The 26,914-nt window shown below is 33.9% G+C and carries 25 protein-coding genes and 1 pseudogene; 14 read left to right on the top strand and 12 right to left on the bottom strand.

The features are described 5' to 3' along the window. Nucleotides 1-182: 182 nt before the first annotated feature. Complete coding sequence (locus AMS59_RS20780) at nt 183-797, bottom strand: hypothetical protein (RefSeq protein ID WP_053485625.1); 615 nt, start codon at nt 795-797, stop codon at nt 183-185. A 186-nt stretch (nt 798-983) separates the two neighbouring features. Here AMS59_RS20780 and AMS59_RS20775 point away from each other — a divergent pair, with 186 nt between their 5' ends. Then, nucleotides 984-1,400: a VOC family protein gene (locus AMS59_RS20775; RefSeq protein ID WP_053485624.1), complete on the top strand. Its 417-nt coding sequence runs from the start codon at nt 984-986 to the stop codon at nt 1,398-1,400. 442 nt (nt 1,401-1,842) lie between these two features. Here the strand turns inward: AMS59_RS20775 and AMS59_RS20770 are convergent, their stop codons facing one another. Further along, nucleotides 1,843-2,757 (bottom strand): C40 family peptidase, encoded by a 915-nt coding sequence (locus AMS59_RS20770; protein ID WP_053485623.1) that lies wholly within the window; start codon nt 2,755-2,757, stop codon nt 1,843-1,845. 502 nt (nt 2,758-3,259) lie between these two features. On the opposite strand from AMS59_RS20770, the gene AMS59_RS20765 reads away from it, so the two are divergent. Beyond that, nucleotides 3,260-3,445, top strand: coding sequence for a hypothetical protein (locus AMS59_RS20765; protein ID WP_053485622.1), 186 nt, complete (start codon nt 3,260-3,262; stop codon nt 3,443-3,445). Between the two features lie 74 nt (nt 3,446-3,519). Next, entirely contained in the window at nt 3,520-3,795 is a 276-nt protein-coding gene (locus AMS59_RS20760) for a hypothetical protein (RefSeq protein WP_053485621.1), read from the top strand. 69 nt (nt 3,796-3,864) lie between these two features. Here AMS59_RS20760 and AMS59_RS20755 read toward each other — a convergent pair whose 3' ends face one another. Then, entirely contained in the window at nt 3,865-4,431 is a 567-nt protein-coding gene (locus tag AMS59_RS20755) for a hypothetical protein (RefSeq protein ID WP_053485620.1), read from the bottom strand. Nucleotides 4,432-5,256: 825 nt separating this feature from the next. Here AMS59_RS20755 and AMS59_RS20750 point away from each other — a divergent pair. The 4 genes from AMS59_RS20750 to AMS59_RS20735 all read left to right on the top strand — a co-directional run bounded on the left by AMS59_RS20750 (nt 5,257) and on the right by AMS59_RS20735 (nt 9,335). Continuing rightward, nucleotides 5,257-6,540, top strand: coding sequence for a DedA family protein (locus AMS59_RS20750; protein WP_053485619.1), 1,284 nt, complete (start codon nt 5,257-5,259; stop codon nt 6,538-6,540). Nucleotides 6,541-6,713: 173 nt separating this feature from the next. Then, a complete protein-coding gene (locus tag AMS59_RS20745) occupies nt 6,714-7,397 on the top strand; it encodes a response regulator transcription factor (RefSeq protein ID WP_053485618.1) in 684 nt (227 codons plus the stop codon). Continuing rightward, complete coding sequence (locus tag AMS59_RS20740) at nt 7,397-8,536, top strand: cell wall metabolism sensor histidine kinase WalK (protein WP_053485617.1); 1,140 nt, start codon at nt 7,397-7,399, stop codon at nt 8,534-8,536. The genes AMS59_RS20745 and AMS59_RS20740 overlap by 1 nt, the downstream gene beginning before the upstream one ends. Nucleotides 8,537-8,906: 370 nt before the next feature. Then, on the top strand, nt 8,907-9,335 hold the full coding sequence (locus tag AMS59_RS20735; RefSeq protein ID WP_053485616.1) for a hypothetical protein: 429 nt from the start codon (nt 8,907-8,909) through the stop codon (nt 9,333-9,335). 186 nt (nt 9,336-9,521) lie between these two features. On the opposite strand, the gene AMS59_RS20730 is transcribed toward AMS59_RS20735, so the two are convergent. The 3 genes from AMS59_RS20730 to AMS59_RS20720 are packed head-to-tail and all read right to left on the bottom strand — an operon-like array spanning nt 9,522 to nt 10,658. Next, nucleotides 9,522-9,770: a hypothetical protein gene (locus AMS59_RS20730; RefSeq protein ID WP_053485615.1), complete on the bottom strand. Its 249-nt coding sequence runs from the start codon at nt 9,768-9,770 to the stop codon at nt 9,522-9,524. Between the two features lie 28 nt (nt 9,771-9,798). After that, on the bottom strand, nt 9,799-10,029 hold the full coding sequence (locus AMS59_RS20725) for a hypothetical protein (protein ID WP_053485614.1): 231 nt from the start codon (nt 10,027-10,029) through the stop codon (nt 9,799-9,801). A gap of 35 nt (nt 10,030-10,064) precedes the next feature. Beyond that, nucleotides 10,065-10,658 (bottom strand): TetR/AcrR family transcriptional regulator, encoded by a 594-nt coding sequence (locus AMS59_RS20720; RefSeq protein WP_053485613.1) that lies wholly within the window; start codon nt 10,656-10,658, stop codon nt 10,065-10,067. Between the two features lie 657 nt (nt 10,659-11,315). Between AMS59_RS20720 and AMS59_RS20715 the strand changes: the two genes are divergently transcribed. Beyond that, nucleotides 11,316-12,221 carry a cation diffusion facilitator family transporter gene (locus AMS59_RS20715; RefSeq protein WP_053485612.1) on the top strand — a complete coding sequence of 302 codons (906 nt, stop codon included), beginning with the start codon at nt 11,316-11,318 and terminating at the stop codon, nt 12,219-12,221. A 474-nt stretch (nt 12,222-12,695) separates the two neighbouring features. On the opposite strand, the gene AMS59_RS20710 is transcribed toward AMS59_RS20715, so the two are convergent. Next, nucleotides 12,696-13,079, bottom strand: a complete 384-nt coding sequence (locus AMS59_RS20710) for a hypothetical protein (RefSeq protein ID WP_053485611.1) — start codon at nt 13,077-13,079, stop codon at nt 12,696-12,698. 660 nt (nt 13,080-13,739) lie between these two features. Continuing rightward, on the bottom strand, nt 13,740-13,847 hold the full coding sequence (locus AMS59_RS24525; protein WP_082337611.1) for a YjcZ family sporulation protein: 108 nt from the start codon (nt 13,845-13,847) through the stop codon (nt 13,740-13,742). 485 nt (nt 13,848-14,332) lie between these two features. Between AMS59_RS24525 and AMS59_RS20705 the strand changes: the two genes are divergently transcribed. Beyond that, nucleotides 14,333-15,469: a PepSY-associated TM helix domain-containing protein gene (locus AMS59_RS20705; RefSeq protein ID WP_369814346.1), complete on the top strand. Its 1,137-nt coding sequence runs from the start codon at nt 14,333-14,335 to the stop codon at nt 15,467-15,469. A gap of 383 nt (nt 15,470-15,852) precedes the next feature. On the opposite strand, the gene AMS59_RS20700 is transcribed toward AMS59_RS20705, so the two are convergent. The 3 genes from AMS59_RS20700 to AMS59_RS27080 all read right to left on the bottom strand — a co-directional run bounded on the left by AMS59_RS20700 (nt 15,853) and on the right by AMS59_RS27080 (nt 19,241). Continuing rightward, the gene (locus tag AMS59_RS20700) at nt 15,853-18,231 is read right to left on the bottom strand and encodes a heavy metal translocating P-type ATPase (protein WP_053485609.1); all 2,379 of its coding nucleotides are present in this window, start codon (nt 18,229-18,231) and stop codon (nt 15,853-15,855) included. Beyond that, the gene (locus AMS59_RS20695; protein WP_053485709.1) at nt 18,224-18,589 is read right to left on the bottom strand and encodes a metalloregulator ArsR/SmtB family transcription factor; all 366 of its coding nucleotides are present in this window, start codon (nt 18,587-18,589) and stop codon (nt 18,224-18,226) included. Before AMS59_RS20695 ends, AMS59_RS20700 begins: the two co-directional genes overlap by 8 nt. Before the next feature lie 538 nt (nt 18,590-19,127). Continuing rightward, the gene (locus AMS59_RS27080; RefSeq protein WP_369814345.1) at nt 19,128-19,241 is read right to left on the bottom strand and encodes a hypothetical protein; all 114 of its coding nucleotides are present in this window, start codon (nt 19,239-19,241) and stop codon (nt 19,128-19,130) included. Nucleotides 19,242-19,649: 408 nt separating this feature from the next. Between AMS59_RS27080 and AMS59_RS20690 the strand changes: the two genes are divergently transcribed. The 3 genes and pseudogenes from AMS59_RS20690 to AMS59_RS25550 all read left to right on the top strand — a co-directional run. Then, on the top strand, nt 19,650-20,990 hold the full coding sequence (locus tag AMS59_RS20690) for an erythromycin esterase family protein (protein ID WP_053485608.1): 1,341 nt from the start codon (nt 19,650-19,652) through the stop codon (nt 20,988-20,990). Between the two features lie 284 nt (nt 20,991-21,274). Further along, nucleotides 21,275-23,431, top strand: coding sequence for an ATP-dependent helicase (locus AMS59_RS20685; RefSeq protein WP_053485607.1), 2,157 nt, complete (start codon nt 21,275-21,277; stop codon nt 23,429-23,431). A gap of 76 nt (nt 23,432-23,507) precedes the next feature. Beyond that, nucleotides 23,508-23,632: pseudogene (locus AMS59_RS25550) on the top strand (IS3 family transposase); the annotation flags it as partial. A 496-nt stretch (nt 23,633-24,128) separates the two neighbouring features. Here AMS59_RS25550 and AMS59_RS26485 read toward each other — a convergent pair. Continuing rightward, entirely contained in the window at nt 24,129-24,359 is a 231-nt protein-coding gene (locus AMS59_RS26485; RefSeq protein WP_234007868.1) for a hypothetical protein, read from the bottom strand. Nucleotides 24,360-24,560: 201 nt separating this feature from the next. On the opposite strand from AMS59_RS26485, the gene AMS59_RS20675 reads away from it, so the two are divergent. Together AMS59_RS20675 and AMS59_RS20670 are read left to right on the top strand one after the other, a co-directional pair. Next, complete coding sequence (locus AMS59_RS20675; RefSeq protein WP_199777807.1) at nt 24,561-25,685, top strand: ABC transporter; 1,125 nt, start codon at nt 24,561-24,563, stop codon at nt 25,683-25,685. Between the two features lie 16 nt (nt 25,686-25,701). Further along, nucleotides 25,702-26,913 carry an ABC transporter gene (locus AMS59_RS20670; protein ID WP_053485605.1) on the top strand — a complete coding sequence of 404 codons (1,212 nt, stop codon included), beginning with the start codon at nt 25,702-25,704 and terminating at the stop codon, nt 26,911-26,913. The last annotated feature ends 1 nt before the right edge of the window (nt 26,914 follow it).

The following is a 26,914-nucleotide window of genomic DNA, read 5'->3' as shown; positions in this document are numbered from 1 at the left end:
TAACTACTCATTAAATTAAAATTTTCAAAAAAAGTTTTAGAAATAAAATAAGATCACTCTTGTAAAAGTGACCTTGAATTATGGTGATAAATGCTAAATATTAAAAGGCAGTGCATACTAGAATGATTGTTTTGATCCTCTTATTTCACAAAAGCCCACTCTAGCTTACTAATGAATAAAATTTAACTAGGTTTAATGTATTCTCCTGTTGAAGCATTAAAGCCCGCTGCTTCTATTTTTGTCTGGTCACTATTCCAACCTATCACTAATAGAAGGGGAACATTTCTCTCTGTATCTTTTCTAAGCATAAAATTATACCCTTTAGCCCAATCTTTACCAGGATAAACACCGCCAATTTTTAGAGCTTTTTGCAGCAATTCAGGTGAATCATACTTAATATCTTTCATTTGTATAAACTCTTTTTTAAGGTAAGGAGAAGTACCATCCCCCGTTAAATCATTTGTATCATCTATTTTTCCGTCATGAATGGTTACTAAAAAAAACTTATTAGTATCTGGCACTCCAAATTGAATATTCCAATGCTTTCTTTTACCGTTACTTCCAATTGACTTCCCAGGCTTATCTAAATCTATATTTATTGCCTGTAATAATTGAGCATTTTTATGCCATTTCAATGCAGGCGGATAGGCTAATTCAATCGCTTGCTTTATTGATAATTCTTGCTGCTCATCGACTTCCACTTGGTCTTCAGTTGATGGTAGTGTACGAGCAGATACTTTCTCAACAGCACCAACTGAAATAAACAAAAGTAAGACAACAAACACTATTTTTTTCATTTTCTCGCCACCTTTTTAGGGATATTGTTTACAAAGTTTATTCATTTATTCTGCGTCGTTCTTAAAACAACAGAATCAATAAGCTATTACTTGTCGAACAATTATTCCAATTATAAAAAGGGATATACTGGATTTTATAGAATACTATTAACCAGCCTATAAAATTTTAAATCAGGAGTGATGAATTTGGAAGTTACTCAAGAACAAAAGTCGTTATTCAGTAAAGTTGGTTATCTCTATTTACCAGCTAACAATATTGATGAAGCAATTGAATGGTACCAAAATAAACTTGGATTTCATCTAAAAACACCGAAGTTTCAAGATGATATTGGTTATGTAGCAGTATTAACACCGCCAGAAGGATATGTTGTATTACTCCTTGTAGAAACAAAGGATCTTACAACAGCAGATTTTTTACGCGACGGTCGCACGTATCAAACGTTTACTTTGAATTGTCCAGACCTTGAATATACACATACATCATTAAAAAATAGTGGTGTAGAAGTTACTGAAATTGTTATGCGAGGGGAAAATGCTAAATACTTTGTCTTTACCGACCCATCAGGTAATCATATTGAGGCTGCTTGGTCTGTATGGGATTAGGAGTAATCAAAAAAACCTTATTTTCAACAGGGAGTTTTCAAATTAATGTTGATTTATAACTTTAACTTTGCGATGTCTGTTCTATAAGAATGCTTTTCAGCACAACAGAAACTAATATTGAGTACTGACGCATATAATTTGATAAAAATCATCTCGCTAGTAAGGGGTGATTTTTTATTGGACATTTTAGTTAAACTCGATTTAAAGATTAAAATAGTGTACTTAAGTTGTTGGTTTTAGTTAGATCAAAAATCATCGAGGGTTGCAGCGAATTTTAACTCAAACCTCGTGGATATTGGAAGAATCCTATGAAATTGATACTATCTATATTCTGTTTTCATTGAAGAAAGCGTGACAAGTAGGGGAGTGTGAAATGATATTGCCTAGAAGCAAAAGAACAAAAAAGGCATCTCATCCATAGATGAAACACCTTTTCTTGAAGTTATTGAGTTAATCGTTGGATAAAAGTATCTAATTGTACAAGTGTGACATTGTCTTCCACGCCGAACATATTGTTACCTTTACCAATCGTAATTTTATTGGATGAGAGAATGGCTACATAATTGTAAGCCCAATGCGTCCTTGGAACATCAACAAATTGTAACGCAGTTCCTTGTTGTTTTAAATGGAATGCTTCCACTAAAACTTTCGATAATTGACCACGTGTTATAGGGGAACCTGCATTAAATTTTCCGTTTACATCACCCGTAAAAACGCCGAGTTTTTTTAGTGCTTCCGCAGCACCTGCATATTTAGACGATGGGCTTACATCAGGAAAACTTGAATTGGTGTTACTAGTATCTAAATGTAATTGATTAGCCAGTTTAAGTGCTACCTCTCCACGCGATGCATAAACGCTAAAGTCGATTTCAGTACCTTTTACTTCTCCCAAATCATTATCAGTGAAGTTTGCAATGCGTTTTGCCCCTACGTAACGAGATCCCCAGTAATAAGGATCATTAATTTTATCGATTTTAACCCCAGAACTTGTAGTAGCTGAAATAAAATTGCTGTCACCTATGTATATGCCAACATGGGAAACACCGCTTCCCGAAGTATTAAAAAACACAAGATCACCAGTCTTCAACTGATCTTTAGCAATCGAAGTACCTTGCTGATATTGAGCTGTAGATGTACGTTGTAGGGAAATCCCTAACTTAGAAAAAACAATTTGTGTATATGCTGAACAATCTACACCCGTCTTAATATCCGTTCCTCCATATTGATAAGGAACACCTATATATGCTTTTGCTGTATTTGTTATATCATCTATTGTTGCCGCTTTCGCATCATGAATACCCATGCCTGTGAAGAACATAAACGATGCGAAAATGGGTAGTAACCATTTTTTCTTCAATTAAACCTTACTCCTTTCAAAAAGCTTTCGACTTTGAATAATGTAAGAATAGCATGAAACAGGCAAGAGTTATTTTTCATTAATATTACCGATTCCCCTTAAACAGCAAAATTGAAACCTTAATTTTAACTGTGTAAAACTTCTGCAATAATCATGGGCAATTTTACTAAAAATAGTTGTAATAATTGGATAGAAAGGGTCTAAAGTGTTAATTTGGATGTTTCATCTAACTGAAAAACCGTTATTTTTCTATAAAATTCATTTTTTCGTATCATCATTACATACTTATCTCACGGTTTTTCTTACTTAGAATGTCTAGGGGAGTATAATTTGAAGGAAAAATCATAGAAGAAATCTATGGTTATTATAGAAATTATAGAATTGATATATAGAAATTCGATTCTAATAATTCTTTATAAGCAATAGTTATTGTTTGTGACTGCGTCTTGCACTCACCTTTGTCTGCATAAAAATTGATAGTAAATAAGGGGATTCATATATTGTGTTAAAACTAGCACATAATAAAATTCGACATGTTGCCTTACAGAATAAAGTTGTATCAGCTCAAGAAGCGGCATCTTGGATAAAAGTAGGAATGAATGGCTTTACGAGGGCAGGCGATGCAAAAATAGTACCACTATCGCTTATAGAAAAAGCACAGCGGGAAAAATTCCAAGTTGATGTTTAAACAGGAGCTTCACTTGGTCCAAAGGTAGATCAACAGATGGCTGAAGCTGGTATTATTTGTAAACGAGCACTCTGGTGATCCAGCAATCTGATGTACAAGGGAAGAGAAATCCGATTCCTTTAAATAGTGCAGGGGAGCGAATCGGAACAGTTGGTATCCCATTAGATACTAGTAAGGTACGTGGCATCGTGCTATCTGAAAAAACAGATGCTCCATCAACAATTGTACAGTCAGATGAGGAAACAATTAAAATGGCAGAGCATTTTGAAGTTGGGGAAGTAGGCGGTTATATATCGAATGAAAACAAAGGGGAAATGTATGGCCTCCAAGCTGTTTTAAACATAGATTGAGGAGAGTGAAAAAACTGGTATTGGTCACTTCAATTATCAATAGCAATCGAAGTTCTTGGAAAAAGTGATTTATGAAATGGATTCATTTGTATAATCAATAGAATTTGCTATCTCAATAAGGACTTCAGAAGTTACTTTATCCGACACATCTCGATCAACACCAAACATATATTGCCAACCATCTCTTTCAAAGACCAACATATTAAAACCAAATCTTGGATTATTTATATATGCTGCATCACTTCCATTTTTTAACTTCAATACTTTAGAAATATACTTTTTGAATGGAATTTTATGCTGAACTGGACGAACATCTATTTTAAAATGATTTTGAGGGAATTGATCACTTATCATTGTTAATTCAAATGTATCATTCATATCTCCATCTAAATTATTAAATCTTCCAAAACGGTGTGTGAAACTTATTGGTGGTACTCTAAGTGGTAGCTTCAGTTCTTTTTTATAATGTTGTTCAAAATCCTTTAACGCAGATTCTACAGTTTTATATCCTATTTTAGGAAAAAATTCTTCAAGTGGTTGTGGGGAATCGCTTGATTGCGCATTTACTGTTTCGTTTATGGATATATTAATTAATGCGCCAGTTAATAACAAAACAATAAGAAACCGTTTTTTCATTTTATCGCTCCTACATGATATTATTAAAGCATATTTTCTCCAATTGAATAGTAACTATTCTTATTTAGTTAAACTGCTCAATTTAAGCGTGATTTTATCTAAGTAAACAATTATATAACGAGTCTGGATAAGAAATCGTGTTCGGCATGGGTGTCAGTGATAACTCTGAATATAAATAATTCGACATCGAAAATAGCAATACTTAAATGTGTGTAATTTTAAATTCTAAAAGCAATTAATTGAGCGAGAAAATCAAAAGACTGGGACATAAGTATATTTATCAGAAAAGCGTGAGAAATCAATGTTTCTAAAATTGGTTTCTCGCGCTTTTTATGGTTTTGACCAGTTATATCTTGGCCTCTTGTAATTTCTAATGAATGCTAATCCCTGTACTGTAGTTTGAAGCCACTGTTTTTTATGCAACCATTCATTAAAGATTGGAATTTGAATATTTTATTCGTTTCTGTCGTGAAACCTGTTCATTTCCTTTATAAAAAATTAAAAATTCCTTAATTAGCAACATTATTTTTGAAATAGTGATAAATTGTAGATAAAGTTAAGAAGTTTCCTGCTTATTTGAATCAATTATGCCTCGGCAAAATTGCGTCCGGAATTGGCTTTGCGCTTAGGCAGCAGATGTTTTTTGTGCGAAAGCGCAGTGCTAACGTAGCGTCAGCAATAGCAACAGCACGAGGGCCAACACGATGTTAATCACTCAGGCGTTTTCGTAGGATGTGAAGTTCTTAGTCTGAGTTCCTCTATTTCAGTTGATGTTTAGACACCCGCTGAAAGAAGTTAAAATTATTGATAAATTTGGAGGCTTTTATGTCATATTTAATCACTCTATTTGAACAACACAGTTACATGATTTTATTTATAGGAATCTTTTTAGAACTCCTGGCGCTTCCTATATCTGGGGAATTTTTAATGAGCTATGCAGGATACTTTGTTTATCAAGGGCACATGAATTATTTTTTGGCAATTCTTACAGTTTTTTTATCTGCAGGGGCAGGGATTACGATGACTTATTGGATAGGGAAGGTAGGGGGCTATAAACTAATTGAGAGGTATGGTAAATATGTACATCTAGGACCCGAAAGATATAGAAAAATAGCTGCTTGGTTTGAACGAACAGGCAGTAAATTTTTAGTTTTTGCTTATTTTATCCCTGGTGTAAGGCATTTTACTGGTTATGTTTCAGGTATTTCAAAAATGCCTTATCGAAAATTTATCATACCTGCATATACGGGTGCCTTTTTATGGGGAATTAGTTTTATTACGCTTGGAAAAGTATTAGGGCCAAAATGGGATACATTCCATCAAGCAGCAAGTAAATATTTTATTATTTTTCTTATAGTTTTGGCTGTTCTGTTAGTAGGCTATATCGTCTTTCGGTTTTATAAAATTCAAATTAAAAACTCTTTTATTCATTTGTTAACATGGTTAACAAACCGATTAAGAACAATAAGGGCCACAGAAATTTTTCTTATATTCCTAACTTCTGTTCTAATTGGGATGGTGATTTTGATGTTTGGGATAGCACAAGAATATTTAGAAAATGATGTTGCCCAGTTTAATCAAATTACCGAATATATTGTTCATTCTTCGGTTTATATGAACTGGATGAGAGGATTTTTAATATTTCAACAGCCTTTCGTATTTACAGGCATTATAGCTGTAACTATCCTAAGTATTTGGATAAAGAAACAGCACAGGTTGCTAGAATATCTTCTACTCATTGTTTCCATATTGGGAGGAATACCTTTTCATGCAATTGTCTTGAAGGCTTTTTCTTTCCTCCGTTCGATTGGTTTCGAGGGAAAATTTCATTCAGCTAATTTTCCTGATTTAAAAGCCACTATGATGATTATCATTTATGGCACATGTATATTTTTACTTGTACGTCACTTAAAAAACAATTATTGGACCATTATTATTCCTTTATTGGGTTTACTCTTATTACTGGGTCTTGCACTAGGGAATATTGTATCGACCAATGTACTTCCCAGTGACGTAGTAGGTGGATATATATATGGAGGAGTTTGGATATTTTTCAACTTCCTATTGTTTGAACTATTTCGACTTATGCTCGGCAAGAATGACGTATAGTTAAATACTTTTATAGATGGAAAGAGACTGAGTATGAAATGAAAGCACATGTTCTTTTAATGTGAAACATAGATAGCTCGTGTCGTCAAAATGGAGCTGGAGTTTTTAACGTCTTACTTAACATAGATTTAACACACACCTATTTAAAATAGTAGAAATGAGGTGATTACGATATGAGAATTCTTGTAGTTGAAGATGAGTTGGATTTACAGGAAGCGATAGCTGAGGGACTTCGAATAGAAGGATATGCAGTTGATACATGTAGTAATGGGGAAGATGCTTATGAACTGGCGTACGTTGAAAATTATGACTTAATAATACTTGACTTAAATCTTCCGAAAATGGATGGTTTAAAGGTTTTAGAGAAGTTAAGAGAAGAAAAAAAAGAATTAAAAGTCTTAATCCTTAGTGCAAGAAGCAGTGTAAATGACAAAGTTAAAGGTTTAGATTTTGGTGCGAATGATTATTTAACAAAACCTTTTGACTTTGCGGAATTGGAAGCAAGAATAAGAAATTTATTAAGATGGAAATTTATTCAAGAAAACAATCTTTTGACTTGCGGTAGGATAAATATAGATCTATCTAAACGCATTGCATTTGTAGATGAAAATGAATTGTTACTTACAAAAAAAGAATTCGCCTTACTTGAATACTTCCTGCTTCATCAAGAACGAGTTATTAGTCAAGAAGAATTTATTGATCACATTTGGGATGGAAATGCCGATAGCTTTAGTGGCGCTATTCGAGTTCACATTGCAACGCTACGAAAAAAGCTGAAAACTCTTTTGGATTATGATCCAATATGTACTAAGATAGGTGAGGGTTATTTTATTATTAAAAATGATGGTGACGCTTGATGTTTAAAAAAATGCCAATTCGGCTACGACTTACTGCAATGATGGTAATTTTATTAACGATTTGTTGTGTAGGGCTTACATTAGTTTTAAATTTTTCTGCTGGTATAATGGCAACAAAAATTGATGCAGTCTCTGTATTACCTGCACAAGAGATTGGTAAAGATAGCAATGTTATTGACAATTTCCAAACGCCATCAACTGACATGATGCTTACACCATCTGAAGATGCACAAAATGCAAGAACGGACTTTCAGTTTGAAAGTATATTTTATATGCTTTTAATCATTGTCTGTGGTGGCGCAGTGACATATTATGTATCGGGCAAAGTGTTAAAACCACTTGATACACTAAATAGTCAAATTAAGAATAGGACTGTGCATAATCTATCAGAAACGATGGACATTCCACCAACTAATGATGAAATTGCTGAGCTAACGCATTCTTTTAATGAAATGACGGATAAGCTAAACGATGTTTTTATGATGCAAAGTCGCTTTTCTGCAAATGCGGCCCATGAACTTCAAACGCCACTTGCGGTTTTAAAAACAAAGGTTGATGTATTTAAAAAGAAACATACCCATTCTACAGAAGAATATGATGCACTGATTTCTGTTTTTGAAAAGCAAACACAGCGATTATCGGAGCTTGTTCGGAGCCTTTTGGATATGACAAATATGAATGATGGATTTGCGAATGAAACTATTTGTGTGAAGGATGTTTTAGAAGATATTGTTTCCGAGCTATCTCATATTGCCGATAAAAAAAATGTCAAATTATTTTTGGATTGCGATGAAAGTGTTGTTCACGGTAATACCGACCTATTTTATCAAGCACTTTATAACATTGTTGAAAATGGTATTAAATACAATATTGACGGTGGTATGGTAATAATTTCTGTTAAAATGAAAAATAAGCAAGTAATAGTTGACATAAAAGATACAGGAATTGGTATCCCTGATGAGGAAAAAAGGAATATCTTTGAGCCGTTTTACAGAGTGGACAAATCACGCTCTCGTGAATTGGGCGGTTCAGGTTTGGGACTTTCTATTGTGCAAAGTATCATAAACAAGCACAACGGAAAAATTACAGTTACAGACAATGAAAATGGCGGTACTTGGTTTAAGATTACTTTAATTTAAATTAATTTAACAGGAAATGAAAAGGCTTTAAGTGGCAGTTAGAACTGTTTATTTAAAGCCTTTTTTCTGCGGATTTTTGAGAAATATTCTTCTTAACAAGGATTTAACATGAATTGTTATAAACTCGTGATATCAAGTAGAAAGGTTGCAGGTAATGCCGATGAAGTCTGAGTACTATCGATAGCAGACTTTCTCTTGTAAAGAAAATAGATGACTAAGTCAGATAGGGGGATCGTAAATATTACAGACGAGCGATGAAAAAAGCTCTAAGGTTACAATGGATATTTTAAGAGCAATTTGAAAAAAAAGAACGGTTATCATTGTTACACATCTTGGGTAGAGGCTAAAACCATTTTAGGAGGAAATTAATATGAAGAAAACATTAACTATTGCTACACTTATGCTAGGGTTATCTGCTGTGGCAGGATCTGCATTTGCTGCGAGCAACTACGACATGAGGGAAACTACTAAATCCAGTGAACCTGTCAACTTAGAAGAAATGGCTAAAGAAAAAAACATCACGGTAGACGAACTGATTGCTCAGCTTGAAAAAGAAGGAAAGCTGACAAAAGCTGCGAGTGTGACTGAATCCGTAAAAGCTGAAGGTACTAGCAAGTCAAATATGTCTGGCACTATAAGTGAAGTCATTAATTCCAGTGAACCTGTCAATCTAGAAAAAATGGCTAAAGAAAAAGGGATCACAGTAGACGAACTGATTGCCCAACTTGAAAAAGAAGGAAAGCTGACAAAAGCTGAAAAAGTAACAGATTCCATGCAAGCAGAAAAAAACAAAAAGTAACATATAGATATAAAAACGAGGTTGGGGAACAAGAATATAATTAAAGTGAAATTTAAAAATCCCACAATAGAAAAGCGCGAGAAAATCAATGTTTCTGAAATTGATTTCTCGCGCTTTTTAAAGTTTTGACTAGGTTTGTCCCAGCCTCTTAATTCACTACTATACAATAAGATAATGTATTAATATCTAAGCCTTTTTTACACTTTGTCGAAATATAAAAACACTGCTAATGATTCCAAGTCCACCAAATAACAAAACCCATTTTTTGTTGAAAAATATCCCATATATCAAGAGTGCACTACTAATAATTCCACTTGAAAATGCACTAAATACGATGGATTTTTTTATTGGTTTAGGGAATCGAATAGAGGTTCCCCAATTTTTATTTCCCCAATTACAAGCCGTGTCCATGATAGTATATAGTTTGTCTAACATCTCTTTTTATCCCTCTTTCATTTGAAATTTAAAATACGAAGAAAGAAAACAAAGCATTGGACAGAGCACCCAAAAAAGTTAACAATGCAATTGATAAACAAACCATTCCGGCAATCTTTTTCGTCTTCAGTGCCCTATTCTTTTTGGATAGTAACATTAACCCTAAGATTAGTAGAACAATTGCTACAATGATATCAAACATGATAAAAAAAGGTGCTGTTCCTTTAAGAAAGTCTATAATACTCCAAAATAAAGTCATTGCTATCCTCCAATTTTATATTTGAAATGGAGCCTCTACTCAAAAATACTTGCTACCAACTGTTTAGTCATAAATTGAAATGCAGCAAAATGATCACAGTTCTGTGAAACTACATCTTTACTCGTAATACTTGAAAGAAGTACGGTGAATGTTGAAAATGCTAATTTTTCAGAAACCTTTAATTTAAGATTTGCTCGTTGGATTGCAGTACGAAAAAGATCACTACTATCAAATATTAGTTTTTCTTTCATTTCCTCCGAAAGTTTACTATAAAATGATGTGAAATCGATCGTTTTTACGTCATAAAGAAATGGTTTGCTTTCGTATTCATAGTAAAGCTCGAGTATTGCTGTTTCAAACCCGGACTTTTCAGGGCATTGTTCAATTCGCTTCATAAAATTTCCATAAATAGTATTTTGAACGTCATACAAAACTTCAAAAAAAAGTTCTTCCTTACTTGAATAAAAATTATAAAAAGTACCCGTTGATATTTCTATTTTTTTACAAAACGCACCAATACTCGTTTCTTTATAACCTTGAGAAATCCAAAATGCCATACACTCATCTTTCAATTTACGTTTAATCAAAATTTTATCTTCTTCAGAAAATACTTTTTTCCCTCTTGCCAAAGGTGAACACCTCCTTTATGAATATATCTCGTGAATATTCATATAATATATTCATATATTACCATCAACAATGATTCTTAACAAGGGATTAAAATATAATTCAGAAAAATTCTGTTAATTAGTTAACTATGTGGGGAAATCCAAACCAAGCAAACTCTTCAACAGATGTTAGGCACCAACGTATTGGTAGAACGCATTAAGTATGGAATTCCAAATATAAAGATGAACTCTACAAGATGCGCAGATAAGAAGATTACTGTTCTTGGAGGGGGGCATTTAACGATCAATACCTTACTGACTATTGCTCAATCAACATGAGAAACCTGCTACAAAACTAGTATGGATTGTGCGCCCAAAAGATCTGAAGAAGAAGACTATGGTGGCAGTAAAGTTTGCAATTACACTGTAATGAAGAATCCATTTGAAGGATATTCTGAAAGAGAAATTCACAGTAAATACGAGTTACTAATTTGGTCTGAGGCAACTTATTTTTATGCTCTAAATTTATTTAGTGATGGAAAAAAAGGTTGCTGTAGACCCACTCGATATTCGTCTGATATCATAGTTGAGTATTAATTGAAGGAAGAAGATTAAGGGTATTTGAGGAGAATTTTTCCCTCATTTTAAATATAAAACTCTTAATCGGAGGAGAAACAAATGGTTAGTGAGAGAGAACAAATTAGTAAAAAAGTTGCATGGATTGCACTTATATCCAACCTAATTTTAATGATAGGTAAAATCTTCTTTGGCCTTTTTGGAGGTAGTGAGGCTGTCTTTGCAGACGGAATTCACTCTGGGGCAGATGTAGTAGCTTCGATTGCTGTGCTAGCAGTTGTAGGTATCTCTAATAAACCACCTGATAAGGATCATCCCTTTGGGCATGGTAAGGCAGAGGTTATTAGTGAAGCGATCGTTGGAATTATTTTAATATTAGTTTCACTATATATATTGGTAGAAGCAATTTTAGCATTTTTGGAAGAACCCAGTGTACCACAGTACAGTGCATTAATTGCAGCGATAATTTCTTATATAGCGAAAGAAATATTATATAGATACTCCATAAAACAGGGTAAAAAGTGGAATAGTAAGGCTATTATAGCGATTGCTTATGATCATAAAGGTGATATTGTTGCTTCCCTTGCAGCATTTATAGGAGTCCTCTTAGCGATTATAGGAAATGCAATTGGATGGACATTTTTGTTATACGCGGACGCTATCGCAAGTGCTTTAGTAGCTTATTTTATTTTTAGAATCGCAATGGAATTAATTAGACCTTCTGTTGATATTTTAATGGAAAAAAGCGTGGATCAGTTTCTTTTAGACGGTTACGAAGCCACTATTCATGAATTTTACCAAGTAAAACGAATAGACAAAATCCGTGCAAGAGAACACGGTCACTATAAGATTCTAGACGTTCGTCTATCACTTAACCATGATTTAACAATTAAACAAGGCCATGATATAGCTCGTGAAATAAAAAATAAAATATTAAATAAATATCCAGATGTAGGGGAAGTCCTTATTCATATAAATCCTTACTATATAGAACCTGATCAACAGTAACTTACAAAAAAGTGCAGTTAAAAACGTTGGTAATAAAGTGCATGGGATAACGCTAAAATGAGAATTGATATTTCGGAGTACACTGACTGAATCCAATGAAACTATATATAATAATAAACGCAGGCGTGTTGATTAGGAAAAAATAAGTTTATTATTGAGCGATAAAAGGATTTTTTCGTTACCACTTTGCCAATATATTTCTATTTTAACTGATTGTAGCGTAGGGCTACTCGACTCCCGCGGGAAAGCGAGTAGCCCGTAGCGGAAATCAGCCTCTTTGGATGTATAAAAATGGTTAATCAACACACCTGTAAATAAACGTAAATAAGACAAAGAGCATGCTTTTTACTACATAAAGTAAGGGCATGCTCTTTTCGTAAAGATTGTTGCTATATTTACTAGGAAGAAGATAATTTCAAAGAAAAAATTATCCCAATAGCCATGATCAAATTTTGTAGAAGTAATTTATGTAATTTAATTTTGTTCTTGATAATGAATGGCCTTTTTAAATTCTTCGGTAGCTAGGATATTGTAAAACATATTTCTACTATTCACGTTCGCTATTGTCCCTGTAATTGTATTGTCTATCCATAAATAGTATTCCTCATCATTTAGTTTGATCTTATATTGCGGAACTATTTTGTTTTCTACTTCACCGAATTCTCTAGCTTTTTTAAATGTTTTCTCTATAATTTTAATATCCTTCGCATCAGATATTAATTGTAATGTGTCTGGTTTTTCTTCTTCGAAATTAATTAATTCTTGAATTTCTATAGTTTTAGTTGTTTCTTTATTACTGTTACAAGCTACTAACCATATAGAACAAATAATTAAAAACAAAATTGTTTTTATTTTCATCTTATCTTCACCTCTATTTATTCTATTTCTTCTTCCATAATCGTTAATATTTCCTCATATAAGTACTTTTCTTAGCTATTTTTATTATACTGTTCTGGTTTACTAAAAATAAAGAAAATAATGCTCATTAGCGCAGGTATGGCATTCATCTTGGTTGAGATTATTGGAAATTTGTAGGATTATTGCATCTTAAGCAACAACCATTTGCTGTACTTTACGAATTTGGGTGGGAGTTCATTAGATGTTCTTCTAGGTGCTTTTATTGGCATTGCTTCTGCAGTAATAATTTACTTTACAGTTCCTAAATTAACTTTAATAACAACCGTAATTACTAAATACGAATTCATTAAAAAAGTAAGCACTAGCAAATTTCATGAAGTTAAAAAATCTAAAGTTTAGATAAGATTAACACAAAATCTGACACTGAGTTGTATTTAAAAGTAAGAGATTTGAACATTTAAAGATAATAATGGGAACTATAATTAAAGTCACATAAAGTTTGGCTATTTATTATGTCTTGGGAGGTTGAGAATGACATTAAAAGAGGAAAATATTACAAGGGTCACCGGAGGATTGTGACCCCTAGTTCCGATTTAAAGGTGTAAGGTTAAATTAGTATTACCTTACAATAGTTATGAGCATTATTGGCGGTATTAGGTATTAATAACCTCTATGCATGAAAGCTGCGCCGACAATAATTAAAAGAATGAATAGAACAACAATTAGCGCAAAAGCTGAACCTGTGCCACTACCATAATAATCAGACATAGCAATTACCCTCCTCTCTATAATTATAATATGGAAATATTTCAAGAGGGATTGCGATAAATATCTACTTAAATAAATTTAATTTTAAAAATAATTTTCCAAAGAGTTAGTAAATGGTTATTTTTTGTATAGTGAACCGTCTAAAAAATTATAAGATGATAGGTTAAAAATAATGTTAACTAAAGGGCATATCCAATCGGGTATGGCTTTTTATTATGTATGGGACAACATTCTGACTGTAAGATTAAAACATCATTACGTGTATGACAGTCTTTCTGCGACTAAGTATATCTAACCGGATGAAAACGGATTTGTTAATACTAATTTACTAATCAAAAAATTGCTTATTTGAACATTTGTAACTATTGAATAATACTATTAAAAATAAATAGCATATTTTCAACAATCCTTATTGACAATGATTATCATTCTCTTTTATATTATTAACTACATTCACAATTTCACACTACTTTTAGAAAGAAGGCATTTTTATTAAAACACGTAGAATCATCTCAAAAATTCATTTATGGCTTAGTATGCTAGCAGGGGTTTTTATAGTACTCATTGGCTTAACAGGAAGTTTGCTAGTCTTTGAACCTGAATTAAACAGCATGCTGCATCCTAATTTGTATAAAGTAACGGAAGGTGAAAAAGTATCGTACCAGGAAGCCTTGCAGGTTGTATCAAAAGCACATCCAAAAGGTAAAATTGATCGTGTATATACTCCAAGTGAACCTAACGCTCGAGGAGTTTACTTATTCCGCCTTAAAGAAGGAAAAGAACAACTAAATATTTTTGTAGATCCAGGAACAGGATACATAAACGGAACATTAGGGGATAAAGCATTATTCAACCTAATATCGGAGTTTCATGAAAAGTTGCTGTTAAAAGATTTCAATGGTGAGAAGATCATCGGTATGATTGGATTTATTTTCTTTTTCATTACATTATCAGGATTATATTTATGGTGGCCAGGGATTAAAAAGTGGGCAAGTGGGTTTATTTTAAGACGTAATGCCAACCCTTATGTACGACAATATGATCTACATAAAGTCATTGGTGGAGTTTCCATTCCGTTTTTATTGGTTGTTTCATTAACAGGAGCACTTTTTGTGTATGATGAAATGATTTTTGGTTGGTTTGGTGGAAAAGCAAAGGTGATGCCTCCAGAAGAGCAGCTTATCTCAAAAGCCCTTCCTAGTGGTAAGCTTCCACTTGATGAATTGTTCAGTAGGGCTGAAAAAGAAGTACCTCAGGGAACAATTATGCAAGTTAGAATGCCCAAAAAGGTTGAAAGTGGAAACCCAGAAGGCGCAGTGGAATTTCGTATCAGCAGTTCATTTGATCCAGGCAATGGAAATGTAAAAGTATGGTTAGATCCGTATAGCGGAAAAGTAGTGGGCAAGCTAGATCCTCATGTTAATAGTGGGCTTATGTATCAAACATGGCACTTTCCATTACATACCGGTAGTTTCGGTGGTTTATTTACTAAAATTTTGTATGCTATCGGTGGTCTTACTCCATCTATACTGATGTTCACTGGTGTCTATATGTGGTGGTATAAGAAAAAGAACAAGAAGAAGAAACAGAAACAGAAAATCGACTCGAGAGCCGTAGTATAAACAAAAGACGTTAATATGAAATCTCTTGAATAATTGTTGCTCTGTTTAACTCATGTGAGGGTATCTACATTAATAAAATAGGAAACTAAGTTTAAAACAACATCTAATTATTGTGAGAAAGATAGCCAATCAAATTTACTTAAGAAGAATCTATTTTAAAATAGATTCTTCTTATTTTTATAGTAAAAACTTTTATTTAGCTGGCTTTTTGGGGCAAAGAATCATGCCCATAGAGGCTCCTTGTCAAGCTACTTATACGCCCCTTATACTTGAAAAGAGCTATTTATTCCCCTTAAAAAAGCTGTCCAATTCTGTTGCCATTCCCTATTCATAAAATAGATGGGCTTTCATATCAAAGCCCATCTATTGAAAGGTGAGTTTAATTACTCTTTAACACGCATTAAACGTAATCCATTTAAAGCTACTAACAGAGTTGCCCCCATATCAGACATTATAGCGATCCATAAAGTTAACCAACCAGGGATTACTAATAATAAGGCGATAAGTTTAATCGCTATTGCAAAGATAATGTTGGCTTTAATAGTATTTAATGATTTTCGACTTAATTTGATAGTGAATGGTAACTTACGCAGATCATCTGCCATTAAAGCAACATCTGCTGTTTCTAATGCAGTATCTGTGCCAGCGCCACCCATAGCGATACCTACAGTAGAAGCTGCTAAAGCAGGAGCATCGTTAACACCATCACCGACCATTGCGACATTACCATAATCTTTTCGAAGTTGTTTGATATAGGAAAGTTTATCTTCGGGCATTAATTCAGCTTGAATTTCAGAAACCCCTACTAGATGACCGATTGCATGCGCAGTCCCTTTATTATCACCAGTCAACATGATTGTTTTCTTAACACCCATGTTATGCAATTTTTCAATAATTTCTTGGCTAGATTCACGTACCTCATCAGCTACAGCAATGACTGCTAATACTTCTTTTTCAGTCCCTAAAATCATGGCAGTTTTGCCTTCATTTTGTAGCTTTTTTATTTTTTCTTCTAAGCTCTCTGGAATAACTACATTTAATTCTTGGAACAATTTAGGGCTACCAATGTAATACAGAGTGCCATTTACTTCACCTTTAATTCCCTTACCAGTAATAGCTGAGAAAGCATCCACATTGATATCTTGGAATGAAACCTTTTCTTCTTCAGCTCTTTTAATAATCGCAGACGCTAAAGGGTGTTGTGAGCGATATTCTAAAGCTGTAATAATCGCTAGAATTTCTTTTGAATCTTTTTGTTTGCTCATTACATCAAAGTTTGTAACTACTGGAATACCTTTTGTAAGTGTACCTGTTTTATCAAAAGCAATTGCTTTAAGCGAACCCATTTCCTCTAAGTAAATGCCACCTTTAATTAACACACCTTTTTTAGCAGCATTACCTATGGCTGAAACAATAGAAATTGGTGTGGAAATAACAAGTGCGCATGGACATCCAACTACAAGAACAGATAAACCTTGATAAATCCAAGTTTCCCAACTACCATCAAAAAAGAGTGGGGGAACAATTACTACAAGCCCTGCAATGACCATAATAATTGGTGTATAGTATTTAGCGAATTTATCAACAAATGCTTGTGAAGGAGCACGTTCACCTTGAGCTTCTTCAACTAGATGTATAATTTTTGAAATCGTTGTATCTTCAACGTATTTTGTAATTTTAACTTCTAATAAACCTTCTTCATTTAGTGTACCGGCGAATACCTCATCATTTACTGTTTTTGAAACTGGTACTGATTCACCTGTAATAGCTGCTTGGTTAACCGCCGAAAGGCCGCTAACAACGACACCATCCATGGCAATTTTTTGTCCAGGTTTAACAATCATAATATCGCCAATCTCGATATCATCTACGTTTACTATGATTTCTTGACCATTTCGTCGAATTAACGCTTCTTTTGGTGCGATATCCATCAATGAACGAATTGATTGACGTGCTTTATCCATTGAGTAACGCTCTAACGCCTCACTAATGGCGAATAAGATAACAACAACGGATGCTTCTGCCCATTCCCCAATAAATGCAGCACCAATGACAGCTACCGTCATTAATGTTTTCATGTCAAAGTCAAAGCGAGTTAAATTTTTGAAACCAACTTTGAAAAGACTGAAACCACCAATTATAATCGAAGCTACAAATAATAGGGTAGTAATAGGGTTTTCTTCACCATTTACGTATTGAGATAGATAACCGAATACGATAAACAAGGTTGCATATAAAAGTGTGCTATGTTTTTTATAAAATGGCACTTTCTTTTCAACTGGCTCATCACTTTTGTCAGAAATCGGTGCTTTTGATTTGTATGAAGGTGTATCAATTGAGACTTTTAAATTTTCAAATGCGCCAGCTTTTTCAAGTTCTGCAATAGTCGTTTCACCTGTTACGGAAATTTTAGAAGCACCAAAGTTTACTTTTGCATTTTGTACTCCAGGAAGCTCTTTTACATTACGTTCAAATTTACCTGCACAGTTCGCACAAGAGAAGCCTTCAACTCTATAAGTTGTATCTGTTTGGGGTGGAGCAACACGTTTTGGTTTTTCTGGCGATACTTTTAAGCTTTCGAAAGCACCTGCTTTTTCTAACTCTTCCACGGTTGCTTCGCCTGTAACTGATATTTTAGATGCCCCAAAGTTCACCTTTGCATCTTGAACACCAGGTAATTCTTTTACATTACGTTCAAATTTACTTGCACAGTTGGCACAAGAGAAACCGTCCACGCGGAATACCTGTTTTTCCTCAGTCATTAGTTTCACCTTCTTTATAATCTTCAAATGCAACACTGATTAGATTCTTAAAATATGGGTCATGAATAGCGTAATAAACCAATTTCCCTTCCTTACGATATTCAGCTAATCCTAAATTTCGTAGTAAACGTAAATGATGTGACGCAGTTGCTGTTGTTGATCCAATAATATTGGCAATATCACAAACGCATAATTCTTCCTCGAGTGTAAGGGCATAGGCAATCTTTACACGTGTATCATCAGAAAGAGCTTTAAAAACTTTTGCAACATCCATTGATTTTTTCTCTTTTAACTTGTCTTGGACATGTTTTACTTTATCCTCATGAATACACGTAATTTCACAAATTTCTTTCATAATTTTTCCTCCTGTGTTCATTCAAACATTCTAATAATCATTTGATTGTATTTATAATATAATCTATCACTCAAATAGTCAAACAGTTATTTGAATGTTTATTTGCATTTTATTATTTTTGAACAGAAAAATTTATGTAAAAGCCTAAAAGTAGACAATTTTATGCAATAGATATGTTGAAAAGGGAAACAAAGCTCATCAATAAAGGACTTACAGAGGTACTAAAGATTTATAAAGAAGGAATCGAAACAGTGAAGGCAACATTTCATTAAATAGGCCCTAAACAAATGACCAGGCACTCATCATAAATGGTGAGTACCTGGCCAACTTTGACAGTTAATGAAACAATTTCAGAACGTCTCAGACCTGTTGTTACTAACAATTTAAACATGATCTCATTTTGCAACGAAAAACGTGATTGGCCGCATTCTAGATAGCCAAATAGCTGTTGCAGATCCGTTAATGTCATATAAACAGGGAGTTTATCATCAGTATTTGGTCATTCAATCCCGTGCGTAAAATCATAATTCAGGTAGTGTTCTTAATATTTGGTGAAAGACTTTAAGGAAGAAATTTTTCGGTTGACCGAACGAGTTTTTTGATTTAATGATCCTAATAAATATTGGATAAAGCGACGTACTTGGTTTTTAGTAATCTCATTTAAACAGGTTGAACAACATGGTCCGTTAAAAAGGATAAGAAGAACTGTACATCGTATTCATAATTCGTGACCGTATTGATCGAGTATTTTTTTCAATCTCAATATACAATACAAATTCATCAATGACAGCATGCAGTTGCAAGTATAAAACCTCCAGATAATGTATAAACGATAATCCATTATTTGTACAAATAAAACCCATTATCGTTCACATGAAAATTATAAGGAACTTCACAAGTGCAATTGAGTGAATTAAGGATTTATTAAGAATCTATTAAGAAATAAGTGAGTTTTAGGAACTAGAATAAATTTATCTTAACAGTGAGAAGAGAATTAATGATTTAAACGAAAGCTCTTAGACCATGTCAAAAAACTAATAAATAAGTATTTTAGGAGGTTTTTATGAAAAAGAAAATAATTATTGCAATTGGTGCTTTTGCTATAACACTGACTAATTTTACAGGAAGTACTTATGCAAATTCGAAAACAGAAGTTTCTGTTACAGCTTCATACCATACAAATCAAATAGCGGAATGGTTAGAAGTGCATGCAAAGCCTTTAAAAACGACTAATCCAACTGCATCTCATAATGATTTAAAACCACTTAAGAATATGGTAGGATCAGCTTCAATCGTAGGTTTAGGTGAAGCTACGCATGGGGCTCATGAAGTTTTTACAATGAAACACCGCATTGTTAATTATTTAGTATCCGAAATGGGCTTTACCAACTTAGTTTTAGAAGAGGGATGGGACAGAGCTTTGGAAATTGATCGTTATGTTCTTACTGGTAAAGGGAACCCAAGCCAACATCTATCACCTGAATTTAACACGCAAGAAATATTAAATCTAATTGACTGGATTCGACAATATAATGCTGATCCAAAACATAAATCTAAAGTGCGTGTTATTGGGATGGATATACAATCAGTAAACAAAAATATTTATAATAATATACTAGAATATATAAAAAGAAACAATCCAGATCTTGTGCCTAGTGTAGAAGAGAAGATAAATGGCCTTATTCCTGTAACAAAGTATATTAATACCTTTGGCGGCCTTACGAAAGAAAATAAAGAAAAATATATTTCAGACGCTAAACACATCAGTGCTTTGTTAGAACAAAATAAAAGTAATCTAAATGGAAAATCCAAAGAGTTCGAATGGATAAAACAAAATGCCCGTATTATTGAGCAGTTTACTACAATGTTAGCATCAACTCCTGATAAACCATCAGATCTTTTTTTGAAACATGATATTGCAATGTATGAAAATGCGAAGTGGACAGAAGAACATTTAGGAAAAACCATTGTATGGGGACATAATGGACACGTTTCGAAAACAAATAGGATTCCTTTTATATACCCTAAAGTAGCTGGGCAGCATTTAGCAGAACATTATGGAAAACGATATGTATCTATTGGAACATCTGTTTATAAAGGACGATATAATGTATATAATAGTAACTATGAATTTGGCCCATATGGAACATTAAAATCAGATGATCCAAACAGTTATAATTACATCTTTGGACAAGTCAAAAAAGACCAATTTTTTATTGATTTACGTAAGGCAAACGGAGTGACAAAAACTTGGTTAAATGAACAACATCCAATTTTTTCCGGAATAACTACCGAAGGCCCTGATATACCAACAACTGTTGATATATCATTAGGTAAATCATTTGACATACTTGTTCAAATTCAAAAAGTGAGCCCATCTCAACTATTGGGTATTGGGTTGTAAAATAGTTATCAATACGCTAGAGCAACTACAATTAATCGATGTGCAGGACATCGCAGCGTTAGATACGCTCATGCTCAGATCAGAGAAGTTTCTGACTATCTTTAAGGTGCCGAAAAAATAATGATTTAAATTATGATAACAGTAGCGCCCCCTAAACAACAGGTGGGCGCTATTTGACGCTTACATTTATTCTTTCTTTACTTTAAAATTGTGCGGCTTTCCTCGGATGAATCATCATCTTTTGGTATAATAACGAATAGATTTTTTAGAACGGAGCGATTGATATGAATGGAGCGCAAAAAGCGTTTTTTGAGGAAAAGGAGCGTTCACTTGGCGTTCGTCTAAATGAAGTGCAGACGCAGGCGGTGTTACAAACGAATGGCCCGCTATTACTATTGGCATCTCCAGGTTCAGGAAAAACGACGACGATTATTATGCGTATTGGCTATATGATTGAGGCGCTTGGTGTGAATCCCTCTCGCATAAAGGCTGTCACGTTTAGTAAGGCATCGGCCGGTGATATGAAGGCCCGTTTTGCAAAGTTTTTCCCGCATTTGCCACCGGTTGATTTTTCGACGATTCATAGTTTAGCATTTCAAGTTGTGCGGCAGACTCTTGAACGTCAGGGCATTTCGTACGGCATCATTGAAGAATCGGACAAGCCTGGTGTTGTTTCAAAAAAACGAGTGCTTCGCGAGATTTTTGAACAATTAAATGGCTCAAAAATTACAGAAGATCAGTTAGACGAGCTACTGACGTACATAACGTTTATCAAAAATAAAATGCTGCCAGAACAAGAATGGGCAATGCCAGAAGTAAAGGTGCCAAGAAAAGTCGAGATTTTACAACGTTATGAGGAATATAAACGTACAGGTAGTGACCGTTTGTTAATTGATTTTGACGATATGCTATTAATGGCGAATGATATTTTTACGAAAAATCGAGAGGTGTTGGCGCAATACCAACGCCGCTACGATTTTTATTTAACGGATGAAAGTCAGGATACATCTCCAGTTCAACATGCGATCATCGCGAAGCTCGTCGCAGTCCATCAAAATTTATGCGTCGTTGCAGATGAGGATCAGGCCATTTATAGCTGGCGCGGTGCAGAGCCAGATTATTTGTTAAATTTCCGAAAGATCTATCCGGAGGCGCATGTTTTACTTATGACGCAAAACTATCGTTCATCTGCAACGATTGTAGAGCCAGCCAATATATTCATTCAGCGAAATAAAAAGCGTTATAACAAACAAATGTTTACGGAAAATCCTGCAGCAGAGCCAATCTCGTTTAAAATCCTAGAGAATTACAATTTACAGGACAAATATTTAGTGGACCAATTGAAAAATCTGTCTAAGCGCGGCTCAACGGCTATTTTATATCGAAATAATACGTCAGCCATTCCGCTTATGGATGCGTTTGACAGAGCAGGTTTGCCTTTCTATATGAAAGATTCCACGATTCGCTTTTTCACGCATTGGGTCGTGGAGGATATTATGAACTTCATGCGTCTAGCGTACAATACAAAAAATATCACGGTATTTGAAAAAGTTTACAGAAAAATGAATGCTTATATTACACCAACGCAATTGAAGGCGCTACAGAAAGTGCCGGAGGATGGCTGTGTTTTCACACAGTTGTTAGAGCATGTTGAGTTAAAGGATTATCAGCCTGAATATATTAAACGGATTCGCAAAACATATGATAGCATTCAATTTGATAAAACGACGCCAACAGCCATGCTCGAGCATATCCGTTATGACTTTGGGTATGAGCGTACCTTAATGAAAATGAGTGAGAATCTCGGATTTAATTATGAAAATTTACTGGATATTGTGGATGTACTTGGTTTAATTGCTCGTCATACGACGACGATGACCGAATTTGCGGGTCGTTTGAAGCACCTTGAAAATTTAGCACGTTCTTCTCATATGAAAAATGAATTGAATGCAATTACATTGACAACATTGCACAGTTCAAAAGGCTTGGAATTTGACCATGTGTATTTGATTGACTTGATTGAGGGAATTTTACCTAGTGAGGCGGAAGAAGAAATCGAAGAAGAAACGCGACTCTTTTATGTCGGTATCACGCGTGCGATTAGCCATTTGGAGTTAATTTCGTATAATAAGCGCTTTAAAACAAGTGTGGTGCCTTCGATTTTCATGAAGGCATTAAAACAAATCGTCTCACCGCAGGAATTGCCAAAGAAAGCGCCGAAAAGTCCGAAGAAAGCACCGAAGCAATATCGTAATGAGCGGACGATTACAACCGAGTCAGCGTTAATCGTTGGTTCAAAAGTAAAGCATGTGATTTTGGGAGAAGGGGAAATATTAGCCGTTACGAGTAGCACGATTGAATTGTCATTTGCTACGGGGTTTAAGAAGTTTTTGACGGATACATGTTTACAGCAAGGCTATTTAGAAACGATGGAAGATTAAATGAAGCGTATTCGGGACTTTTTCGAATGTATAAGCGTCCTCTTGGTCAGTTCCACGTCGCTTACAGAAATACGAAATGGTCCCATCATTCAGTCGAAAAGGTGCCCATATGACAATGCGTGCATCGAATCATTTCACGCAACACTCAAAAAAGAAGAAGTATACCGAACGCGCTACAGCCACTTTGAAACTGCACGTTTGTTTCACACCTGATGCGTATGAGAAAATGTGCCAAGCAGCAGCGTGAAAAGGGGACAAAGAAATCTACCCCTCCACATTTTTCGGGCGCAACTTCTATGCATTTTCCGCTCTATATCCCGAGTAGGCGGTCAAAGGCTCTTTTCACTTTGACGGGCTACTCGGGATGTGGAACACTCCAAAAATGGATGTTGCGCAACACAAAAAATTAACTTGAGTGTGTCTAAAATCTTGACGTAGATCCAATAATTACTTAAAGAGCATGATTTTATTACATAAAGTAAAGGCCATGCTCTTTTTTCATTCTAACAGAAAGAATGCTTTGATCATTTTTTTAGGAAGTAATTTATTTTTATTCTTGATAATTAATGGCCTTTTTAAATTCGTCGGTAGCTAGGATATTGTAAAACATATTTCTATTATTTACGTTTGCTATTGTCCCTGTAATTGTATTGTCAATCCATAAATAGAATTCATCATCGTTTAGTTTGATCTTATATTACGGAACTATTTTGTTATCTACTTCACCGAATTTTCTAGCTTTTTTAAATGTTTTCTCTATAATTTTAATATCTTTCGCATCAGATATTAATTGTAATGTGTCGGGTTTTACTTCTTCGAAATTAATTAATTCTTGAATTTCTATAGTTTTTGTTGTTACTTTAGTACTATTACAAGCTACTAAGCATATAGAACAAATAAATAAAAACAAAATTGACTTTATTTTCACCTTATCATCACCTCTGAATTGATCATATCCCCATATAAGTTAAGTAATTCTTCACTCTGTAATAAGATACCTGCTTTAATCAAACAATTGAATATTCTACATATACAAACTTAATATCAAACTTTAAAAATCTAAAAATTGAAAAAATATCCACAATACCTTAACATGTATTGTAAATGCTTTCATTAAAAAGTGAGGAGGATGCCGGTGTTAAGAGCATTAAAAGTAGGTCTAGTTATTGAGCGGGCGAATAGGAAAAATTTAGTCGCGCTAGTCGCTGTCATCATTATCGTTTTTGGCTTTATGTTTTATATAAATGCACAAGCCCTAGGTAATCAACTTGTCGAGAAAAAGGGTGATTTTTATTCAGCACAAGCTATACTATCAAAGTTTCAAGTTAAAGATGCTTCAGAAATGGGTGACGGAAGCGACTTATATAAAAATTTAACTAAACAAAAAAGTAAAATTGCTTTACAAATAGCAACTTTAACGTTGGACAAACAATCTATGTATTATGAGACTTCACTTCAACTCGCAACATTAAGACAAAAGGCATTCGAATTAGAAGGATACGAAAATGTTGCAGAATTATTACCTTCTAAACTACAAAATTCTATGGACTATCTTTATTTTAAGAGGATGATTGATGAGGGGAAGGATACAATATCAGATTTATTTCAATACATGCCGTTTTTATTATTTTTCTTTCTTCACGTTGGGGCAGGTTGGTACATATTTATTAGCTTCCAGACAAGTTCTATTTTACTAGATGACTTTGAGCATTCTAGTATAATTCAGGGCTTTCCTGTTCGATTTGATTACTATATTTTATCTAAATGTATTATTGCTTTTTTATCCATAGTTACAAGCATTTTGCTCATATTTATTTGCGCAATTCCATTGTGGATCATAAATGGGCTTGGTAACCCTATAGAGCCTGTAGGGATCTATGTAGGAAATGCCACTTTAATATCTACAATTCAATATATTGCGATGAGCATTGGTTATATGATAGTAATTTCAATTTTTGTCATGCTGTTGTCGATTATTTTAAATGTGTTACTGAAAAATATGTATTTAACATTATTTGTACACTTTATTTTATTCTTTTTACCGATGATTTTCCCATCTCTTATTAGTTTAATCCCTTATAATCCTTTTAATTTCATGAACTTCAATGATATTTTACGAGGCTTACCAGTAGATTTAGCGAAGCCTGTTGATATTACTATGAATTTAGGCTTAATCATCATGTCTATAAGTATCATATTAATGTTATTCGTTATTAAAACATTTTTCTCAACAGGAAAAATCAAAAGGGCATAAGGGAGGTATTATAAGCATGTGGAGTTATTTTAAATTTGAATTCAAGCAGTTTTTTACAAATAAGAAAAACTTAGCAATCTATTTTTTGCTTGCTTTTGCAACCTTTTTTTATGTATTTAAAATAGCACCTACTTACAATCCGATTGAAAGTGTTGACTATGATGAAATTGAGGCGCGCTATTTAACACGTCAGGAATTTTTACATCATATGGAAGGACAAGATTTAACTGATGTTCATCCTTCCGTTATTTATGCTATTGAAATTTTTAAGGAAATTAACCCTATCGATAAAAAAAGATTAGAAGCATTAGATGAGGGGAATTTAAAAAAATATGCAGATTTAACTCGTGATTGGTACTACTTAACGAACTCGATTACATATAGGAATGAGGCATTTTCATATAACTCTAAGTATTTTATAAAAAATAACAAGTATGCAGAAGATGATGCCTTTTACGCCTATTTAGAGCAGGCTGTCCGTTATGATACTTATTCGAAAGCAGATTATGAGTTATCATATGAAATTTTTGAACAACGCACAGGGCTTCAAACGTTCGAACGCTTATTAAAGGGAGTACTTCCAATAATATTAATTGTCTGTGTACTTCTTTTATCAATTGATATTGTTAAAAAAGATCGACGTCATCCATCTATTTTAAAGGGATTTCCAATTAGTGATTGGAAAAAGCTACTTGTGAAAATGTTCGTTGCACTACTAGGTAGCATGGTATTATTTGTACCGCTTATAGTTGGCATCTTGATCATAGGCTTACAATCCGGTTTTGGGAATTTCAATTTACCATCTCCTGTGTATGCAGCTCATCTAGATTGGCGTGTGGATGGTAAATTTGAAATGATGACATTAGGTACGTTTTTAGTACAATCCTTAACTTTGCTTGTTACCTGGTTTATCGCCATTATCAACGTTGTGCTATTAAGCAGTATTATTTTCCGCAGCGAGATGGTAAATTTCGCTGTTGGTTTGCTCCTTATTTTTGGCGAGAATTTTTATTCCAGCCGTTACGTCGGCTATTTTTGGGATGTTCAAAACTTACCGACATCTTACATTCAAGTCGGACAAATTATTTCAAAAAGGCGAAATTTTTATTATTTGAACGATCAATTAGATTTTACTTTAGGATTACAGTTGTTACTCGGACTAGCAGGGGTTGTCATTTTTTTAATGATACTTATTGCATTAAATAAGCGATTTAAGCTAATTAAATAGG

It is taken from the genome of Lysinibacillus sp. FJAT-14745 (assembly GCF_001275675.1).
In the GTDB taxonomy this organism is placed as follows: Bacteria; Bacillota; Bacilli; order Bacillales_A; family Planococcaceae; genus Lysinibacillus.
The sequence above is the reverse complement of the archived record's forward strand: the minus strand, read 5'-3'. Positions and strand labels throughout refer to the sequence as shown.

Coding starts and splice junctions, on each gene's coding strand:
- AMS59_RS20675 (WP_199777807.1), top strand. CDS start 24,561: ATGCCGGTGTTAAGAGCATTAAAAGTAGGTCTAGTTATTGAGCGGGCG.
- AMS59_RS24525 (WP_082337611.1), bottom strand. CDS start 13,847: ATGTCTGATTATTATGGTAGTGGCACAGGTTCAGCTTTTGCGCTAATT.
- AMS59_RS20700 (WP_053485609.1), bottom strand. CDS start 18,231: ATGACTGAGGAAAAACAGGTATTCCGCGTGGACGGTTTCTCTTGTGCC.
- AMS59_RS20780 (WP_053485625.1), bottom strand. CDS start 797: ATGAAAAAAATAGTGTTTGTTGTCTTACTTTTGTTTATTTCAGTTGGT.
- AMS59_RS20755 (WP_053485620.1), bottom strand. CDS start 4,431: ATGAAAAAACGGTTTCTTATTGTTTTGTTATTAACTGGCGCATTAATT.
- AMS59_RS20710 (WP_053485611.1), bottom strand. CDS start 13,079: ATGAAAATAAAAACAATTTTGTTTTTAATTATTTGTTCTATATGGTTA.
- AMS59_RS20715 (WP_053485612.1), top strand. CDS start 11,316: ATGGTTAGTGAGAGAGAACAAATTAGTAAAAAAGTTGCATGGATTGCA.
- AMS59_RS20685 (WP_053485607.1), top strand. CDS start 21,275: ATGAATGGAGCGCAAAAAGCGTTTTTTGAGGAAAAGGAGCGTTCACTT.
- AMS59_RS20750 (WP_053485619.1), top strand. CDS start 5,257: ATGTCATATTTAATCACTCTATTTGAACAACACAGTTACATGATTTTA.
- AMS59_RS20670 (WP_053485605.1), top strand. CDS start 25,702: ATGTGGAGTTATTTTAAATTTGAATTCAAGCAGTTTTTTACAAATAAG.
- AMS59_RS20735 (WP_053485616.1), top strand. CDS start 8,907: ATGAAGAAAACATTAACTATTGCTACACTTATGCTAGGGTTATCTGCT.
- AMS59_RS20740 (WP_053485617.1), top strand. CDS start 7,397: ATGTTTAAAAAAATGCCAATTCGGCTACGACTTACTGCAATGATGGTA.
- AMS59_RS20690 (WP_053485608.1), top strand. CDS start 19,650: ATGAAAAAGAAAATAATTATTGCAATTGGTGCTTTTGCTATAACACTG.
- AMS59_RS20745 (WP_053485618.1), top strand. CDS start 6,714: ATGAGAATTCTTGTAGTTGAAGATGAGTTGGATTTACAGGAAGCGATA.
- AMS59_RS20730 (WP_053485615.1), bottom strand. CDS start 9,770: ATGTTAGACAAACTATATACTATCATGGACACGGCTTGTAATTGGGGA.
- AMS59_RS20725 (WP_053485614.1), bottom strand. CDS start 10,029: ATGACTTTATTTTGGAGTATTATAGACTTTCTTAAAGGAACAGCACCT.